Origin of the sequence: Nonomuraea purpurea (genome assembly GCF_042650645.1) — a bacterium.
Classification (GTDB): domain Bacteria; phylum Actinomycetota; class Actinomycetes; order Streptosporangiales; family Streptosporangiaceae; genus Nonomuraea; species Nonomuraea purpurea.
The window spans coordinates 183,179-200,397 of the sequence record NZ_JBHSBI010000016.1; the positions used below are offsets into that span (position 1 = coordinate 183,179).

Consider the following 17,219-nt stretch of genomic DNA (forward strand, 5'->3'; position numbering starts at 1 on the left):
CTGGGTGCGCGTCGCGCTCATCGTCATCGCAGCCACGGTCGTCGCCCTTTCCGGATGCACCTCCACCACCGCGCCGCAGGCCCCCCGGGCCGACTCGACCGCGCCAGTGATCGCCCCCGGCCGGCCGGGTGAGCAGGCCAAGACGCTCTCACCGTCCGAGGCCGCCACCGCCGTCCCCTCCGCCACCCCGAACGCCGCCGACATCAAGTACGTCCAGGACATGATCATCCATCACCGGCAGGCACTCGACATGGCCCTGCTGGCGCCCAGCCGAGCAGGCTCGACCCAGCTCAAGAGCCTGGCGGAGCGGATCAAGGCGGCCCAGGGGCCGGAGATCCAGTTCATGACGACCTGGCTGCGGGAGCAGGACCAGAAGGCGCCCGACCATCACGCCGCCCATGACGGGATGCCCGGCATGGCCACGCCGGAGCAACTGGAGTCGCTGAAGGCGGCCAAGGGCCCGGACTTCGACCGGCTCTTCCTCCAGCTCATGATCAACCATCACATGGGGGCCATCAAGATGTCGGAGCAGGTGCTGACCAACGGCTCCCACATCCGCATCGAAGAACTCGCCGGCGACGTCAGCATCACGCAGACGGCGGAGATCCGCCGCATGCAAGAACTCCAGTCCTCCCTGTAGCCCCCGGAAAGTCGCCGTCCTCCGGCGGCGCGTCAGGAGCCCATGCGCCAGGAGTGGAGGTAGTCCTCCTGGTCAGGGGTGAGCGTGTCGATGCCGATGCCCGTGGCTGCCAGTTTGAGGCGGGCGACCTCGTGGTCGATCTCCTCGGGCACGTCGTAGACGCCGGGACCGAGGTCGGAGCGTTCGCCGACGAGCCAGGCCACGGCGAGGGCCTGGGCGGAGAACGACATGTCCATGACGGCGGCCGGGTGTCCCTCGGCGGCGGTGAGGTTGACCAGCCGCCCCTCGGCGAGCAGCAGCAGGCGGCGACCGTCGGGCATGACGTACTCGTCGGTGTTGGGCCGCACGCCGCGGTGCACGTCGTGGGCCAGCTCGTCCAGCGCCCGCACGTCGATCTCCACGTCGAAGTGCCCGGCGTTGGCCAGGATCGCCCCGTCCTTCATGACGGACAGGTGCTCGGCCCTGATCACGTCGCGGTTGCCGGTGACGGTGACGAAGAGGTCGCCGAGCAGCGCGGCCTGCGCCATCGGCCGCACCTCATACCCCTGCAGGGTGGCGTCGAGGGCCTTGACGGCGTCGATCTCGGTCACGATGACCCGCGCCCCGAACCCCTTGGCCCGCTCGGCCACCCCGCGCCCGCAGAAGCCGAACCCGGCCACGACCACGGTCCGCCCGGCCAGCATGGTGTTGGTGGCCCGCATGATGCCGTCGAGCGTCGACTGCCCGGTGCCGTACCGGTTGTCGAACATGCGCTTGGTCCGGGTGTCGTTCACCGCCACGACGGGGAACCTGAGCGCGCCCTCGGCCGCCATCTGCCGCAACCTGATGATCCCGGTCGTGGTCTCCTCGCAGCCGCCGCTGACCCGCTCCAGCAGGTCGGTCCGCTCGGTGTGCAGGATGTTGACCAGATCGCACCCGTCATCGAGCACGAGATCAGGCCCGAGATCCAACGCCTGATGGATATGCCGGTAATAGGTGGCCCGATCGACCCCGGCCCGCGCATGCACGGCGATCCCATACGCCCGCACCGCCTCAGCGACGTCGTCCTGCGTGGACAGCGGGTTGGAGGCGGCCAACGCGATCTCGGCCCCACCCGCCTTCAACGCCCCCATCAGCACGGCGGTCTCGGCGGTGACGTGCAGACAGGCGGCGATCTTCAACCCTTCGAGCGGCCGCTCCAGCGCGAACCGCTCCCCGATCGCCGTCAACACGGGCATCGACCTGGCGGCCCACGAAATCTGCCGCTCCCCGCTCTCCCAGAGATCCATGGCCAACCTTCAACCGAAGAACACGGCCAAGAAGACGCTCCGTCACGGCGCCCGGCCCGTGAGCCTTCACGACCGGCCATGACAGACGGAAGGGGCTACGGCGCGTGCGGGCAACTTGGCCTGCCGTACAAACTTGACTTAGACGCCCCAAAGGGGCGGCTCCGGGAGGGAAAGCCCTCCTGGAGCAGCAACCCCTCCCGGAGCAACACCCTGAAGTGCAGCAGCACTGCGAGATGAGCCTTGGGGAACGAGACAGAGATCCCGCAGATTTAGTACCGATAGTGGTCGGGCTTGTAGGGGCCTTCGATGTGGACGCCGATGTAGGAGGCCTGCTCCTTGCTGAGCTCGGTCAGCTTCACGCCCAGGGCGTCGAGGTGGAGCCGCGCGACCTTCTCGTCCAGGTGCTTGGGCAGCGTGTAGACGCCGATCGGGTACTCGGCCGTCTTGGCGAACAGCTCGATCTGCGCGATCACCTGGTTGGTGAAGGAGTTGGACATGACGAAGCTCGGGTGGCCGGTGGCGCAGCCGAGGTTCATCAGGCGGCCCTCGGCGAGCACGAGGATCGAGTGCCCGTCGGCGAAGACCCACTCGTCGACCTGCGGCTTGATGTTGTTCTTGACGATGCCGGGCAGCTTGGCGAGCCCGGCCATGTCGATCTCGTTGTCGAAGTGGCCGATGTTGGAGACGATCGCCTGGTGCTTCATCTGCGCCATGTGGGCGGCGGTGATGATGTTGAAGTTGCCGGTGGTGGTGACGAAGATGTCGGCGATGCCGACGACCTCCTCCAGCGTGGTCACCTGGAAGCCGTCCATGGCCGCCTGGAGCGCGCAGATCGGGTCGATCTCGGTGACGATGACGCGGGCGCCCTGGCCGCGCAGCGCGTCGGCGCAGCCCTTGCCGACGTCGCCATAGCCGCAGACCACGGCCACCTTGCCGCCGATCAGCACGTCGGTGGCGCGGTTGAGGCCGTCGATGACGGAGTGGCGGCAGCCGTACTTGTTGTCGAACTTCGACTTGGTGACCGAGTCGTTGACGTTGATGGCCGGGAAGAGGAGCTGGCCGTTCTTGTGCATCTCGTACAGGCGGTGCACGCCGGTCGTGGTCTCCTCGGTGACGCCCTTGATGCTCTCGGCGATCCGGGTCCACCTCTTGTCGGCGCCGACCGTGCGGGTGAGCAGGTCGATGATGACGTGCCACTCCTCCGGGTCCTCGGCGGTGGCGGCGGGGACGGCGCCGGCCTTCTCGTACTCGGCGCCCTTGTGCACGAGGAGCGTGGCGTCGCCGCCGTCGTCGAGGATCATGTTGGGGGCGTCCCCGTCAGGCCAGGTGAGGGCCTGCTCGGTGCACCACCAGTACTCCTCCAGCGTCTCGCCCTTCCAGGCGAACACCGGGACGCCCTGTGGGTCGTCCTGGGTGCCGTTGGGGCCGACGACCACCGCGGCGGCGGCGTGGTCCTGGGTGGAGAAGATGTTGCAGCTCACCCAGCGGACCTCGGCGCCGAGCGCGACCAGCGTCTCGATGAGGACGGCGGTCTGGATCGTCATGTGCAGGGAGCCCATGATCTTCGCGCCGCGAAGGGGCTGGGAGGCCGCGTACTCCTTGCGGACCGCCATGAGGCCGGGCATCTCGTGCTCGGCGAGCCGGATCTCCTTGCGGCCGAAGTCGGCAAGTGAAAGGTCTGCGACCTTGAAGTCCATCGGGTGTCCCCTCGCGCTGACGGATGGTTGTCGCGGACGAGTCTAGGCGGCGTCCGGTGCAGGTCGCATCCACACAACGGTGAATCTGACGTAAGAATGTAAGAATGCGCATCACGGAAGCCGCCAAGCGGCTCGGCATGTCCCCGCGAATGCTCCGATACCGGGAGGCACTCGGCCTGCTGCCGCCGGTGCGGGAGCAGGGCGCCCACCGGCGGTTCGGACCGGAAGAGCTGGCCGCCGTGGCGCAGGGGGTGGAGCTGGAGAAGCAGTTCGACGTCTCTCCCGCCGAACTGGCGTTCGCGCTGCGGGTGCTCAGCGAGCCCACGGTGGCGGCGGCCGTGCGCGACCTCGGGGTGCGGATCGGCCGCATCCAGGTGCCCCGCCGCGCCCTGGACTTCGAGAAGGAGAAGGCTCTGCGCCTCCTGCGCCCGCCCGGCGGCCGAACGGCCGGCGCGTGAGGGCGTCACGGCACGGTGAGCTGCTGGGCCAGCCACGGGAGCGCCTGGGGAAGCTCTCTGTTCCAGGTGTTGAAGTTGTGCCCCCCGCTCGGCAGGATCAGCGACGACGCCCGCATCGGCGCTTTCACCGCCGCCAGGAACCGCTCGGTCGCGTCATAGTTGCTCTCCCCCTTCCGGCTGCTGGTGACGAGCACGTTCACGGGCGGCGCGGGCAGGTTCGCCAGCCGCCACATGAGGTCGTTGCGGTGTTCGACCCCTTTGTCCCCGCGGAAGAGATCGCCGGTGGTGCCGTCGACGATCGTCTTGTAGTAGCCGGAGAGCGAGACCGCGGCCGAGAACGCCTCAGGACGGCTCATCGCGAGTTTGAGCGCGCAGTAGCCGCCGGTCGAGCCGCCGAGGACGCCCCAGGAGTCGCGCCCCTCCGCGGCCCGGTAGTGCTCGATCATGTCGCGCCTGACGTCGTCGGCGAAGTACGCCTGCACGCGCGGCCCACGCGGCACGTCCACGCACTCCGTGTCGCGCGGGAGCACCACGCTGGGCCGCGTCATCACCAGGATCGTGGGCTGGACCTGGTGCAGGGCGATCGCCTTCGCCATTCGTCCCGGCAGGTCGAGCCGGGTCATGAGGTTGCGCGGATCGCCGGGGTAGCCGGTGAGCGAGAGGATCGCGGGAAAGCGCCGCGTCGTGTCCCGGAAGTACGCTGAAGGGAGGAAAACATACGCTTCCTCGCTCAGCCGCGTGGTCGGCCCCGGCAGGATGACCTGCTCGATCCGCCCGCCCGGCACCGTGCGACTGCTCAGCACCCGCAGACCCGAGGCGGCGATCGTGATCGGCGCCGTCCCTGTGTCGGTGCCGAGCAGATCGCCCCACGAGCTGTAGAAAGCGAAGTACGCGTTGACGCCCAGCCCGGTCGCGGCCAGCGTGAGCGCCTGGCAGAGGACGAGCACGCCCACCCGGCCGGTCACCGCGCGCCAACTCCTGGCGCTCAGCCTCGGCCACAACCACACCGTGGCGACGACGGCGGCGACCGCGAGCGCCGACGTCGTGAGCGTCAACCCGACCGAGGTGAGGTCCATGAGACTGGAATACAGGCCCGGCCGTAAGCCGGAAGTTAACGCGCAGATTACGCCGGGTCTTCAATCCTCAAGCGTGAAGCATTCGTGGATCCCCTCGGCCGCCGGCTACGCGTCGTTGACGATCGGCCTGCTCGACATCGCCAAGGCCGTGCTCCCGCATTTCGGGCAGAGCAGGATTGGCGCGTGGTCCGAGCTTCTTCCGGGCATCGTCACCACCGTCGCACGGGCGACCTCGCTGGTCGTGGGCATCCTGCTGGTGATGATCGCGCACGCGCTGCGCAGGAGGAAGGTGCGCGCCTGGCGCGCGGTCGTCGTGCTGCTGCCGGTGAGCGCCGCCATCAGCATCCTGCACCAGCACGTCGTCGCCGCGCTCATCAGCCTGGCCCTCCTGGCGGCGCTCGTGGCGGGCAGCAGGGAGTTCGCGGCGCTGCCCGATCCGCGCTCGCGCTGGCGGGCCCTGGGCAACCTGCTCGTGCTCTGCGCCATCGACGTCGGCCTCGGCTTCCTGATCGTCAGCGTGCACCAGTCCGTCATGGGCCATCCGACCGTCCTCAACCGGCTCGAACACGTGCTGCTCGGCCTGGCGGGAATCGAGGGCCCGATCACGTTCACCAGCGCGCGGGCCTCCGACCTGGTCTACTTCTCGCTGCTCGCGCTCGGCACGCTGACCGCCGTCACCACGCTCTACCTGGCGCTGCGCCCCGCGCGGCCGGTCGCGGAGCTCTCAGAGGAGGACGAGCGGCGCCTGCGCGAGCTGCTGTCCAGGCACGGCGAGCGCGACTCGCTGGGCTACTTCGCGCTGCGGCGCGACAAGAGCGTGCTGTTCTCGCCGTCGGGCAAGGCGGCCATCGCCTATCGCGTCGTGGCGGGGGTCATGCTGGCCAGCGGCGACCCGATCGGCGACCCGGAGGCCTGGCCGGCCGCGATCAAGGTGTTCATGGGCGAGGCCAGGAGGCACGCCTGGGTTCCCGCGGTGATCGGCTGCGGCGAGACCGGCGGCGAGGTGTGGACGCGCGAGGCCGGGATGTCCGCGCTGGAGATCGGCGACGAGGCCATAGTGGAGGTCGCCGACTTCACGCTGGAGGGCCGCGCGATGCGCAACGTCCGCCAGATGGTCAACAGAACGGAACGCGCCGGCTACACCTGCCGGGTCCAGCGCGTCTCCGCCCTGAGCGAGGAGGAGCTGGACGGCATGCGGCAGGCGGCCGACGCCTGGCGGGGCAGCCAGACGGAACGCGGCTACTCCATGGCGCTCGGCCGCTTCGGCGACCCCGCCGACACCGACTGCCTGGTGGCCACCGCCGCCAAGGACGGCGAGCTCAAGGCCGTGCTGCACTTCGTCCCGTGGGGGCCGCGCGGCGCCTCGCTCGACCTCATGCGCCGCGCCCACGACGCCGATCCCGGGCTGAACGAGTTGCTGATCGTCAAGACCCTGCAGGCCGCGCCGTCCCTGGGCATCACCCAGGTCTCACTGAACTTCGCCATGTTCCGCGCGGCCCTGGCCCGCGGCGAGCGCCTCGGCGCGGGCCCGGTGCTGCGTGCCTGGCGGGGCGTGCTGATCTTTCTGTCGCACTGGTTCCAGATCGAGTCGCTGTATCGGTTCAACGCCAAGTTCCGGCCGATCTGGGAGCCGCGTTTCGTGATCTATCCGAACGCCCGCGACCTGCCGCGCATCGGGGTCTCCGCGCTGCAGGCCGAGGCGTTCATCACCGTGGGCCGCTTCCGGCGCCGGCTGCGGCTCCCCCGCCTCAACCCGGCGCCCCTCGCCTCATGACCGAGCTTGTCGAGGTCATCAATAAGCAGGAAACATGGGCCCGACGAAGGAGGGTTCATGACCTCTCAAGCCGAGGTTGTGCCCGCGGTGGAGGTGCGCTGCCGGTCCAGGTCCGGTTCCAGGTAGATCACGCGGGCGATCGGCACGGCCTCGCGGATGCGGCGCTCGGCCTCGTCGATGCCCTGGGCGACCTCGGCGGCCGTGTCGTTGTGCTCGACCGCGATCTTCGCCGTCACCAGCAGTTCCTCGGGCCCCAGGTGCAGGGTGCGCATGTGGATGACCCGCGCCACCTCGGGCGCCCCTTCGAGGGCGGCCCTGATCTGGTTCTCCATGTCCGGCGAGGCGCCCTCGCCGACCAGCAGCGACTTGGTCTCGATGGCCAGCACGACCGCGATCACGGCCAGCAGCACGCCGATCATCAGGGTGCCGACGCCGTCCCAGACGCCGTCGCCGGTGATGACCGCCATCGTCACGCCGAACAGCGCGAAGACCAGACCGAGCAGCGCACCGAGGTCCTCCAGCAGGATGACCGGCAGCTCGGGCGACTTGGAACGGCGGATGAAGGAGATCCAGGACTGCTTGCCGCGTACGAGGTTCGACTCGCGAATGGCCGTGCGGAAGGAGAATCCCTCGGCGATGATCGCGAAGATCAGCACCGCGAACGCCCAGATCGGCGCATCCACGCCCTGCGGATCGCTGATCTTGTGAACGCCCTCGTAGAGGGAGAACGCCGCGCCGATCGTGAACAGCACCACGGCCACCACGAAGGCGTAGAAGTAGCGTTCGCGGCCGTAGCCGAACGGGTGTTCCCTGGTGCTCGCCCTGGCCGCCCGCTTGCCGCCGACCAGCAGCAGCACCTGGTTGCCCGAGTCGGCGACCGAGTGGATGCCCTCAGCCAGCATCGACGAGGACCCGGTGAAGAACGCGGCCACGAACTTGGCGACGGCGATCGCCAAGTTCGCGGTCAATGCCGCAATGATTGCCTTGGTTCCGCCGCTCGCGCTCACCGATCTTCTCCACTCATAAAGATCACATTCAAAGGCCTGAAAAGGGGATCCTATTGGGAATTTCTCGCCTTTATCTCCGTGATCGCCGACGCAGGGGTCGGATCAATGGCGTATCCCAGCGCCAGATAGGTGCTGGCATAGTCGCCGAGCGCGATGAGGCCGGCCATTCGCTCCAGCGGATGCGTGCCCTCCGCCGCCAGTTCGGTGACCGGCACGTCACGCTCGCGGGCCAGCCTCAGCGAGGTTTCGCGCCGCCGCGTCACCTGCGGATGCTCTTCGGCGTCGCGCAGCACGACGAGCCTGAGCGTGCGCCCGGCCGTGTCGGAGAAGATGTCGCGCTCGGCCAGCGGCCCGTCGAAAACCTCCACCAGATTGTGATCGGCCTCCGGCAGCTCGCCGTAGACGGCGGGATATTTCGCGTTCGTGCCGAGCTGGCAGACCAGCCGGTAGGCCGCCACGGCCGCCGCCTGCGACGACCCCCAGATCATCGGCACGCTCTCGGCCAGATCGAGCGCCAGCGCCTTGCCCGGGTTGATGAACGACTCGCTGGACGGCCGGCACCGGTGGGCCATGTCCTCCAGCGACTTGGCCACCCGCTCGAACAACTCGGCGTCGGCCGGCACGAAGCGCAGCTCGGCCGCGGCCACGATCAGCGGGACGGCGAGCAGCCAGATGTTCGCCCTGGACGTGCCGGTGACCGGCACCGGCACGTAGAGCGCGGACGCCTGGACGGCGATGGCCTCCAGCGCAGAGCCCGCGGGCCCCACTCCGAGGAGCGAGCAGCCGCGCCGCACGGCCTGGGTGGCGACGGACAGCGTCTCCTCGGTGTCGCCCGAGCCGGACACGGCGATGACCAGATCGGTGGCGCCCACCCAGCCGGGGAGCTGGTAGGAGCGCAGGGTCACGATCGGCAGCGGCGCGCCGTTGCCGGCCGCCGCCGCCAGGATGTCGCCGGCGATGCCGGAGCCGCCCATGCCCGCCACCACGATGGCGCGCGGGCGCCCGTGATCGGCCAGGCGGTCGAGACGGGACTCGACGGCGGTGCGGTAGCCGGTGCGTACGTGCGCCGCCGAGGCCGCGACCGCGGGCAGCATGCCGCCGGGATCGCCCTCACTCAGGTGACGCTGGTCGTCGAGCCGCTCCGGCTCCCAGATCACGGCTTCCTGGCCTCGTCTACGAGCAGGACGGGAATGTCATCGCGAACCGGGTAGATCAGGCCACAACCCGTGCAGACCAGCTCTTCTGTCTCGCTCTCGGCACGCAGCGACGCCTTGCACGCCGGGCAGGCCAGGATTTCCAGCAGCCAGTCGTCGATCTTCACTCTGTCACCTTTCCCACAATGGCGAGGACCTCGTCCTTGATCGCCGACATCTTGGTCTGGTCGGCCGCCTCGGCGTTCAGCCTGAGCAGCGGCTCGGTGTTGGACGCCCGGAGATTGAACCACCAATCGGGACCGGTGACGGTCAGCCCGTCGAGCTCGTCGAACTCACCGCGCCCGGCGAACGCCTCCCGGACCCGCCGCAGCGCCTCGCCCTGGTCGGCCACGGCGCTGTTGATCTCTCCGGAGGCGTGGTAGCGCGCGTAGGCGCCGACTGTCTCCGACAGCGCGCGCTCCTGCTCGCCCAGCGCGGCCAGCACGTGCATGGCCGCGAGCATCCCCGAGTCGGCGAACCAGAAGTCGCGGAAGTAGTAGTGGGCCGAGTGCTCGCCGCCGAAGACGGCGTCCCTGCGGGCCATCTCGGCCTTGATGAAGGAATGCCCGACGCGTGTGCGCACGGGAACCCCGCCGTGCTCGCGCACGATCTCGGGCACGCCGTGCGAGGTGATCAGGTTGTGGATGATCGTCGCGCCCGGGTGTTTGGCCAGCTCACGCGCGGCGACCAGCGCCGTGATGGCCGACGGCGAGACGGACTCGCCGCGCTCGTCGATCACCCAGCACCGGTCGGCGTCGCCGTCGAAGGCCAGCCCGATGTCGGCCCCGCTCTCGACGACGGCCCGCTGGAGATCGACGAGGTTCTGCGGCTCGATCGGGTTGGCCTCGTGGTTGGGGAACTCGCCGTCGAGCTCGAAGTAGAGCGGGACCAGCTCGATCGGTAGCCCGTCGAACACGGCGGGGACGGTGTGGCCGCCCATGCCGTTGCCCGCGTCGACGACGACCTTGAGCGGCCTGATGCCCGACAGGTCGACGAGCGAGCGCAGGTGGTGGGCGTACCCGGACAGCAGGTCCTTCTCGATCAAGGACCCGACGGGCTCCGCCGTCACCCCGACGAGCTCGGCGGCCCTGTCGCGGATCTCGCTCAGCCCCGAGTCGCCGCCGATGGGCACCGCGCCCGACCTGCACATCTTCATGCCGTTGTAGCGGGCGGGATTGTGGCTGGCGGTGAACATCACGCCCGGCAGCCCGAGGCTGCCGCTGGCGTAGTAGAGCAGGTCGGTGGAGCCGAGCCCGGCGTGCACGACGTCGGCGCGGCGCGAACGGGCCCCACGGACGAAGGCCGCGGCCAGCGGAACGGACGACTCACGCATGTCATGCGCGACCACGACCGACTCCGCGCCGGTCACCTCGACGAAGGCCGCGCCCACGGCCTCGGCGGTCTGCTCGTCGAACTCGTCGGGAACCACCCCGCGAACGTCGTACGCCTTGAAGATCTTGGCGAGGTCGCCCACTCTCCAGCTCCGCCCTTAGGTCGTTTCCTCCGTGTAAAACGAGCCTACCGGTCGCGATGCTGCTGAGCCGACCTCAGAACGCGCAGGTGGCCGCGGCGGCCGACCTCGACCCCTTGGCCGACCGGTTCACCGCTGCCGGACGGCGCGGGCCGCGCGGCCTCCCTGACCGCGTTGGCCAGCGCCTCGAGATCGTCGGAGCTGGGCGAGGCGCCGTCCGTCGGCAGCCGTACCACCTCCCAGCCGCGGGGAGCGGTCAGCCGCTCGGCATGTTCTGCGCACAGGTCATAACAGTGTGGCTCCGCGTACGTCGCCAGGGGGCCGAGAACAGCGGTCGAGTCGGCGTACACGTACGTGAGCGTGAAGACGGCAGGCTGGCTGCAGGCGGTGCGGGAACAGCGGCGGACGGGGCTCACGGAGGGACCGTATCTGGTAAGAGTGCGAGGCGCCACTATCTGAGCACTCTTAACGAGCGTGTCGCCACAATTCGGACACCTGTCGCAGGCTTTCCACCCAACTGCCCCGATGGCGCCGCCCCTCCGGCCCATTCTCGCGTGACCAGCCAGGAAACGTCCGACGCCACTCCCTGCGCCTCCCCATGGGGGATCAACGGAACTCCTTTCCGCGCCCCGCGTATGTGACGCAACCCTCGCTTGTGCGGATCACTCACGGAAGCAGGCGGCGCCACTCCTCGGATCGGGCGGACCGGCACCCTAGACTTGCCTGCGTGACTCCAAAGCGCGGTCCCAGACGGCGCGATCGCCACGGTCGCGGCCTCCGCGGCCCGCTCGCCCCCTCCCACGTCCCGATGGCCAAGTCCCGCAGCGAACGCTTCGACGACCTCGTCCTCGACGCCGTCGACCGGCTCCGGCCCCGGTGGGAGCGCCAGCTTTCCGCCGTGGAGTTCGCGGTGGAGGAGGTGCCCCCGCTGAGCGAGCTGGGCGACGGCCCGAGCCTGGGCTCCGACCCGATCCCGTTCGGACGGGCCGACGCGGCCAGCGGCCAGAGCCCGGCGTCGGTCGTGGTGTACCGGCGTCCCCTTGAGGCACGTGCGCGAGACCGCGACATGCTGGGCGCCATGGTCCACGACACGGTCGTCGAACAGGTCGCCACCCTCCTCGGCCTCTCCCCCGAGACCGTCGACCCGGGCTACGACGACCGCCGCTAGGAACACCCCTGGGACGGCCCCGCCGTTAGGGACACCCCGGACCACCGTCGGGGCCGCCGCCTCCTGGTCGCCTTCAGACGATCACGAGGCCGCTTGTCGAGGATGCCGACGTAGAAGTCGACGGCACGGTTCTGGTCGGTGACGGCGACGGTCCTGACCCCGATGATCGCGGTCATTGCGGCCTCCTGTCGTTCGGTTTCACCCGGTTGGACCAGGAGGCGGAGGCGCCTGCGAACAGGTGGGAAGGGGCACACGGGCGACCCGCGTACCCCTTCCCGGCTATACCTACACGGCCTGGCGTTTAATCCGTCTGCGCTCCCGCTCGGACAACCCACCCCAGATGCCGAACCGCTCATCGTGCTCGAGTGCATATTCGAGACACTCGGCACGGACCTCGCACGATCGGCAGACCTTCTTGGCCTCTCGGGTGGAGCCGCCCTTCTCCGGAAAGAACGCCTCCGGATCGGTCTGCGCGCACAACGCACGCTCCTGCCAACCGAGTTCTTCAGCGTCAAGCTGATCCTGTGCGATGACCGGATCGGTCACTGCACACCTCCCTGCCGCCCGCCCGCAATGGAGCCCCCCATGGACGCCTTCCTTACTACCCACCCATTGGAAGGCGTAACAACATGGTTGTAATTACACGCGTGTGCTGTAGCCGACGTCAAGCGGCATGCGGGTATCCGGGGAAAGACCAGATCTCGCCCCGGTGTGCATGGCATGTGATGTTCGCACCCGGCCGACACCTTCGCGCATGGCACCGGCCTGGCTCGTTCAACGCTGTCAGCGGTCCGAACCGTACCAGGGCGGGAAAGACGCCCGCCCGTGGCCCACCTTCTCTCTAGCCGTTCATTGCCGGTCCGTTACCTGCGTGGCTCATTGGGGGTGTATATGGCGGTCGGGTCGATCGGGTCGTCTCCGGGACGGCGCTGATCGCCGCCGAATGACGTGCCGCCGCCGATTCGCATGGTTGACTCAACACCGCCCGGGGGCGGGGGCTCCGGCCAGCCGGGGGCGGCCTGGTGGCCGGGCTGGTACTGACCCTGCTGGGGCTCATAGGCGGGCTGCTGCTGCGGGTGGCCGAACGGCTGGTCGTACGACCCGGGGGCGCTGGAGTAGTCAGGAACCCGCAGCTCCGGCTGGGCGCCGGGCATGGAGTGCTGGCCGGAGGAGGTCTGGTACGTCTCCGCCTGCTGGTAGGCGTCCATGAGCTGCTGGGAGCGCGGGTCGACGGGCGGGTCGGGTTCCTGGTAGCCCTGCGGGGCCCCGTACTCGTGGCCGGAGTAGCCGGTGAACGGCTGACCGCTCTGCTGGTCGAAGGCGTTCTGGCCGTAGCCGGGCTGCTGCGGGGGCTCCGGGGTCGGGGCCGCGAACGGGACGTTCGGGGCGGTCTCGCCACCCGGATAGGCGGGCTGGCCGGCGAAGGCGTTGGGCGCGGTGTCCGGCGGCGCGTACGGGCTCTGCTGGTCCGCGGGCGGGGCGTACGGGCTCTGCTGGTCGTTGGCCTGGGGCGCGTAGGGGTTCGGGCTCGGCTGGCCGTACATGTTCGGCTGGCTGTCCGCGGGGACGTACGGGGCGGGCTGGTACTCGGCGGGCGGGGTGGCGTACCCGGGAGCCGCCGGAGGGGTGGCGTATTCAGGAGCCGCCGGAGGGGTGGCGTACTCCTGAGCCGTGGGGGTTGCGTACTCCTGGGCCGCTGGGGTGGCGTACTCCTGGGCGGGCGGAGTCGCGTAGTCCTGGGCGGCGGGGGCCGTGTCGGCCGGGGCGTAGGGGTGCTGGCCGTAGGCCGGGTCCTGGCCGAAGCTCTGCGGCTGGTAGCCGTGGTCGGGCTGCTGCTCGGGCGGGCGCTGGTCCGAGGGGGCGGCGGGCAGCGCGGCCCTGATCGGCTGCTGGAACGGCTCCTGCTGCTGCTGGGCGTAGGCGGCCTGCGGGTCGGGCTGCTCGGGCTGACCGCCGAAGCTCTGCTGCTGCTGCCCATAGCCGGGCTGCGGCCCGGTCGGCTGCTGCTGCTCGTACCCGGGCTGCTGCTCAAAACTGGGCTGCTGGCCATAGCCCGGCTGCTGGCCGGACGGAGGCTGCTGCTGTCCGTAACCCGGCTGCTGGCCGGACGGAGGCTGCTGCTGCGCGTAACCCGGCTGCTGACCCGACGGCGGCTGCTGTGCGAAGGGGGGCTGCTGACCGGGAGGTTGCTGGCCGTAGTCGGGCTGCTGGCCGTAAGCGGGGGGCTGCTGGCCGTACCCGGGCTGGGGCTGCTCGAACTGCTGCGACTGCTGGCCGAAGAACGGGGGCTGCTGACCGAACTGGGGCTGGTACACCTGAGCGGCCGGCCGTTCCGGCAGCACCTGCGGAAGCAGGTAGACCAGCGCGATGGCGGCCAGCGCGAGCTGGGGCACCCCCTGGAACACGAGCTGGATGGTCCCCCACCCCCCGTTCCCCGCGAAGAGCCCGGCCAGCAGCGCCAGCAGGCCGAACACGGTCGCCAGAAACAGCCCGGCCGCCGCCCCGTACATGACCGGCTTGGCCTTGGGTGACGGTTCGCCGATCTTGGTGAGGAGCAGCACCGACCCGAGCAGCAACGCCACGTTGACGGGGCTCGTCAGGCCGAAGAAGTTCACGGCCGCACGATCGGCGAACGAGGAGCCGAAGGTCGAGCTGATCAGGATCTTCCCGATCGCCAGCACGACGTCCATCAGCCCCACGACGAGCATGATCCAGGCGGCCGGCTCCCTCAGCCGCGCTACGTCAAGTTTGCTCACAACAACCCCCAATGGACCCTTTGGCCCGAAGGGAGTTTGCCACATCACCGACATGCCCGGCGGGAGTCCCAGAAACCTCTTACATCACAAAACCGCGTAGTTCATCTTTAAACAGTCGAAGCAACCCCTCCCGCGACGGGGTTGTCAGAGACCGGTGAAAGACTGGTCCGCATGCACATCGTGTCACTCGCGGGCGGCATCGGCGGCGCCCGTTTCCTGCGCGGCCTGCGCGCGACCGCGCCCGACGCCACGATCACCGTCATCGGCAACACGGGCGACGACATCACCCTGTTCGGCCTGCGGGTATGCCCCGATCTCGACACCGTGATGTACACCCTGGGCAACGGCATCGACGAGCAGCAGGGCTGGGGCCGGGCCAAGGAGACCCACGTGGTCAAGGAGGAACTGGCCGCGTACGGCGTGGAGCCGCAGTGGTTCGGGCTCGGCGACCGCGACTTCGCCACCCACATCGTGCGCTCGCAGATGCTGGAGGCCGGCTACCCGCTCTCGCAGATCACCCAGGCGCTGTGCACGCGCTGGCAGCCGGGCGTGCGGCTGCTGCCGATGACCGACGACCGCTGCGAGACGCACGTGGTGATCGACGACGAGAACGGCAGGCGCGCCGTCCACTTCCAGGAGTGGTGGGTACGCCTGCGCGCCTCCGTGCCCGCCCAGTCGTTCGCGCTGGTGGGGGTCGACACCGCCAAGCCCGCGCCCGGTGTGCTGGAGGCCATCGAGCAGGCCGACGTGGTCATCCTGCCGCCGTCCAACCCGGTCGTGAGCATCGGCACGATCCTGCAGGTTCCCGGCATCCGCGACGCCCTGCTGCCCAAGACCGTCGTGGGCGTGTCGCCCATCATCGGCGGGGCGCCGGTCAGGGGCATGGCCGACGCCTGCCTGACGGCCATCGGGGTGGAGACGACGGCCCAGGCCGTCCTGGAACTGTACGGGGCCGAGCTGATCGACGGGTGGCTGGTGGCGGAGGAGGACGAAGGGGTGGCGCTCGACGGCGTACGCGTGCCGGCCCGGCCGATCCTCATGCACGACGCCGACGCCGCCGCCGACATCGCCCGCACCGCCCTCAACCTCGCCCTGGAGCTCACCCGATGACCACCCGCCCGGCCCCGCCACGCGTCCCCCAAAGGGGGGCTACGGCCCCAGGCCCCCTGCGGCCGACCGCAGAAGGAACAGGCCGATGAACGGCGCCGAGGCGGCTGGAAAGGCTCGCCATGGAGTGTCCGCAGGGCGCGGAAGGAGCGGGCCGATGAACGGCGCCCAGGTGGCTGGAAAGGCTCGCCATGGAGTGTCCGCGGGGACAGGGCGATGAGCGGCGCCGGGGCGATGCGAGAGGTGCTGGAAGTCATGCGGGGTGCGGAAGGGGCGGGTCGATGAGCGGGGAGACGCCGGGGCGGCTGGAAGTGATCGCCGTGGCGGGCATCGGCGAGGTGCGGCCGGGGGACGACATCGCCGCCCTGCTCAAAGACGCCGACCTGCGGGACGGCGACATCGTCGTCATCACGTCCAAGATCGTGAGCAAGGCCGAGGGCCGGATCCGCCGGGCGCCCGACCGCGTACAGGCCATCGAGGACGAGACCGAGCGCGTGGTCGCCAGGCGCGGCGACACCGTGATCTCCCAGACCCGCCATGGCTTCGTCATGGCCGCCGCCGGCGTGGACGCCTCCAACACCGAGCCAGGCACCGTGCTGCTCCTGCCTGAGGACCCCGACGCCTCGGCCAGGCGCCTCAGGAGCGGCCTGCCGGTGCACGCGGGCGTGATCGTCTCCGACACGTTCGGGCGGCCGTGGCGCAACGGGCTCACCGACGTGGCCATCGGAGTGGCCGGCCTGCGCCCGCTCGACGACTTCCGCGGCGTCTTCGACGGCTACGGCAACGCGCTCAACGCCACCGTCACGGCGCTGGCCGACGAGATCGCGGGCGCGGCCGAACTGGTCAAGGGCAAGCTCGCCGGGGTGCCCGTCGCGATCGTGCGCGGGCTGGCGCACCTGGTGACCGAGGACGAAGGCCCGGGGGTCAGGCCCCTGGTGCGGCCGGCCGACGAAGACCTGTTCCGCTACGGGTCGCGCGACGTGGTGTTCGCCCGCCGTACCATCAGGGAGTTCTCCGACCTCCCAGTCGATCGGGAGGCGGTGCGCAGGGCGGTGGCGGCGGGCATCGCCGCGCCGGCGCCGCACCACACGACCCCGTGGCGGTTCGTGCTGGTGGAGTCGCCGGAGACCAGGACGAAACTGCTCGACGCGATGCGGGATGCCTGGATCGAGGACCTGCGCGGCGACGGGTTCACCGAGCAGTCGATCGCCAAGCGCGTCAGGCGCGGCGACGTGCTGCGCAACGCGCCCTACCTGGTCGTGCCGTGCCTGGTGATGGAGGGCTCCCACACCTACAGGGACGATCGGCGCAACGCCTCGGAGCGGGAGATGTTCGTGGTGGCCACGGGCGCGGGGGTGGAGAACTTCCTGATCCAGCTCGCCGTCGAGGGGCTCGGCTCGGCGTGGGTGTCGTCCACGATGTTCTGCCGCCCTGTCGTGCGCGAGGTGCTCGACCTGCCCGGCACGTGGGACCCGATGGGCTGCGTGGCCGTCGGGCACGCGGCCGCCCCGCCGCGCGATCGTGCCCCGCGCGACCCTGCGGACTTCATCGTCACGCGCTGACCGGCACTTCCGACGCCGGTCAACACCCTATTTACCGTTAGG

17 protein-coding genes are annotated in these 17,219 nt (G+C 69.9%); 6 read left to right on the forward strand and 11 right to left on the reverse strand.

Going from position 1 to position 17,219, the window contains the following annotated elements:
* Positions 1 to 4 precede the first annotated feature (4 nt).
* Entirely contained in the window at positions 5 to 640 is a 636-nt protein-coding gene (locus ACFOY2_RS30200) for a DUF305 domain-containing protein (protein ID WP_379531488.1), read from the forward strand.
* 32 nt (positions 641 to 672) lie between these two features.
* On the opposite strand, the gene ACFOY2_RS30205 is transcribed toward ACFOY2_RS30200, so the two are convergent.
* Both ACFOY2_RS30205 and ahcY read right to left on the reverse strand, forming a co-directional pair.
* Positions 673 to 1,908: an adenosylhomocysteinase gene (locus ACFOY2_RS30205; RefSeq protein WP_379531489.1), complete on the reverse strand. Its 1,236-nt coding sequence runs from the start codon at positions 1,906 to 1,908 to the stop codon at positions 673 to 675.
* A gap of 269 nt (positions 1,909 to 2,177) precedes the next feature.
* Positions 2,178 to 3,605 (reverse strand): adenosylhomocysteinase, encoded by a 1,428-nt coding sequence (gene ahcY / locus ACFOY2_RS30210; protein ID WP_379531490.1) that lies wholly within the window; start codon positions 3,603 to 3,605, stop codon positions 2,178 to 2,180.
* 104 nt (positions 3,606 to 3,709) lie between these two features.
* Between ahcY and ACFOY2_RS30215 the strand changes: the two genes are divergently transcribed.
* The gene (locus ACFOY2_RS30215; protein WP_357812071.1) at positions 3,710 to 4,063 is read left to right on the forward strand and encodes a MerR family transcriptional regulator; all 354 of its coding nucleotides are present in this window, start codon (positions 3,710 to 3,712) and stop codon (positions 4,061 to 4,063) included.
* A 5-nt stretch (positions 4,064 to 4,068) separates the two neighbouring features.
* On the opposite strand, the gene ACFOY2_RS30220 is transcribed toward ACFOY2_RS30215, so the two are convergent.
* Entirely contained in the window at positions 4,069 to 5,139 is a 1,071-nt protein-coding gene (locus ACFOY2_RS30220) for an alpha/beta hydrolase (RefSeq protein WP_379531491.1), read from the reverse strand.
* 73 nt (positions 5,140 to 5,212) lie between these two features.
* Between ACFOY2_RS30220 and ACFOY2_RS30225 the strand changes: the two genes are divergently transcribed.
* Positions 5,213 to 6,913, forward strand: a complete 1,701-nt coding sequence (locus tag ACFOY2_RS30225; protein ID WP_379531492.1) for a phosphatidylglycerol lysyltransferase domain-containing protein — start codon at positions 5,213 to 5,215, stop codon at positions 6,911 to 6,913.
* Positions 6,914 to 6,978: 65 nt separating this feature from the next.
* Here ACFOY2_RS30225 and ACFOY2_RS30230 read toward each other — a convergent pair whose 3' ends face one another.
* Genes ACFOY2_RS30230 through ACFOY2_RS30250 form a run of 5 tightly spaced genes read right to left on the reverse strand, consistent with a single transcriptional unit; the run spans position 6,979 to position 11,000 of the window.
* The gene (locus tag ACFOY2_RS30230; protein WP_379531493.1) at positions 6,979 to 7,920 is read right to left on the reverse strand and encodes a cation diffusion facilitator family transporter; all 942 of its coding nucleotides are present in this window, start codon (positions 7,918 to 7,920) and stop codon (positions 6,979 to 6,981) included.
* A gap of 50 nt (positions 7,921 to 7,970) precedes the next feature.
* Positions 7,971 to 9,077 (reverse strand): SIS domain-containing protein, encoded by a 1,107-nt coding sequence (locus tag ACFOY2_RS30235; protein WP_379531494.1) that lies wholly within the window; start codon positions 9,075 to 9,077, stop codon positions 7,971 to 7,973.
* Positions 9,074 to 9,241: a Trm112 family protein gene (locus tag ACFOY2_RS30240; RefSeq protein ID WP_357812081.1), complete on the reverse strand. Its 168-nt coding sequence runs from the start codon at positions 9,239 to 9,241 to the stop codon at positions 9,074 to 9,076. The genes ACFOY2_RS30235 and ACFOY2_RS30240 overlap by 4 nt, the downstream gene beginning before the upstream one ends.
* A complete protein-coding gene (locus ACFOY2_RS30245) occupies positions 9,238 to 10,587 on the reverse strand; it encodes a phosphomannomutase/phosphoglucomutase (protein ID WP_379531495.1) in 1,350 nt (449 codons plus the stop codon). Before ACFOY2_RS30245 ends, ACFOY2_RS30240 begins: the two co-directional genes overlap by 4 nt.
* Positions 10,588 to 10,631: 44 nt before the next feature.
* The gene (locus ACFOY2_RS30250; protein ID WP_355370988.1) at positions 10,632 to 11,000 is read right to left on the reverse strand and encodes a DUF3499 domain-containing protein; all 369 of its coding nucleotides are present in this window, start codon (positions 10,998 to 11,000) and stop codon (positions 10,632 to 10,634) included.
* A 311-nt stretch (positions 11,001 to 11,311) separates the two neighbouring features.
* Here ACFOY2_RS30250 and ACFOY2_RS30255 point away from each other — a divergent pair, with 311 nt between their 5' ends.
* Positions 11,312 to 11,752 carry a metallopeptidase family protein gene (locus ACFOY2_RS30255; protein WP_379531496.1) on the forward strand — a complete coding sequence of 147 codons (441 nt, stop codon included), beginning with the start codon at positions 11,312 to 11,314 and terminating at the stop codon, positions 11,750 to 11,752.
* Here the strand turns inward: ACFOY2_RS30255 and ACFOY2_RS30260 are convergent.
* From ACFOY2_RS30260 to ACFOY2_RS30270, 3 genes are all read right to left on the reverse strand, one after another.
* Positions 11,749 to 11,928 (reverse strand): hypothetical protein, encoded by a 180-nt coding sequence (locus ACFOY2_RS30260; RefSeq protein ID WP_379531497.1) that lies wholly within the window; start codon positions 11,926 to 11,928, stop codon positions 11,749 to 11,751. The genes ACFOY2_RS30255 and ACFOY2_RS30260 overlap by 4 nt on opposite strands.
* Before the next feature lie 109 nt (positions 11,929 to 12,037).
* A complete protein-coding gene (locus ACFOY2_RS30265) occupies positions 12,038 to 12,298 on the reverse strand; it encodes a WhiB family transcriptional regulator (RefSeq protein WP_020546325.1) in 261 nt (86 codons plus the stop codon).
* A 317-nt stretch (positions 12,299 to 12,615) separates the two neighbouring features.
* Positions 12,616 to 14,508 carry a hypothetical protein gene (locus tag ACFOY2_RS30270; protein WP_379531498.1) on the reverse strand — a complete coding sequence of 631 codons (1,893 nt, stop codon included), beginning with the start codon at positions 14,506 to 14,508 and terminating at the stop codon, positions 12,616 to 12,618.
* Positions 14,509 to 14,679: 171 nt separating this feature from the next.
* On the opposite strand from ACFOY2_RS30270, the gene cofD reads away from it, so the two are divergent.
* Both cofD and ACFOY2_RS30280 read left to right on the forward strand, forming a co-directional pair.
* Positions 14,680 to 15,618 carry a 2-phospho-L-lactate transferase gene (gene cofD, locus ACFOY2_RS30275; protein ID WP_379531499.1) on the forward strand — a complete coding sequence of 313 codons (939 nt, stop codon included), beginning with the start codon at positions 14,680 to 14,682 and terminating at the stop codon, positions 15,616 to 15,618.
* Between the two features lie 278 nt (positions 15,619 to 15,896).
* A complete protein-coding gene (locus tag ACFOY2_RS30280; protein WP_379531500.1) occupies positions 15,897 to 17,177 on the forward strand; it encodes a coenzyme F420-0:L-glutamate ligase in 1,281 nt (426 codons plus the stop codon).
* Positions 17,178 to 17,219 lie beyond the last annotated feature (42 nt).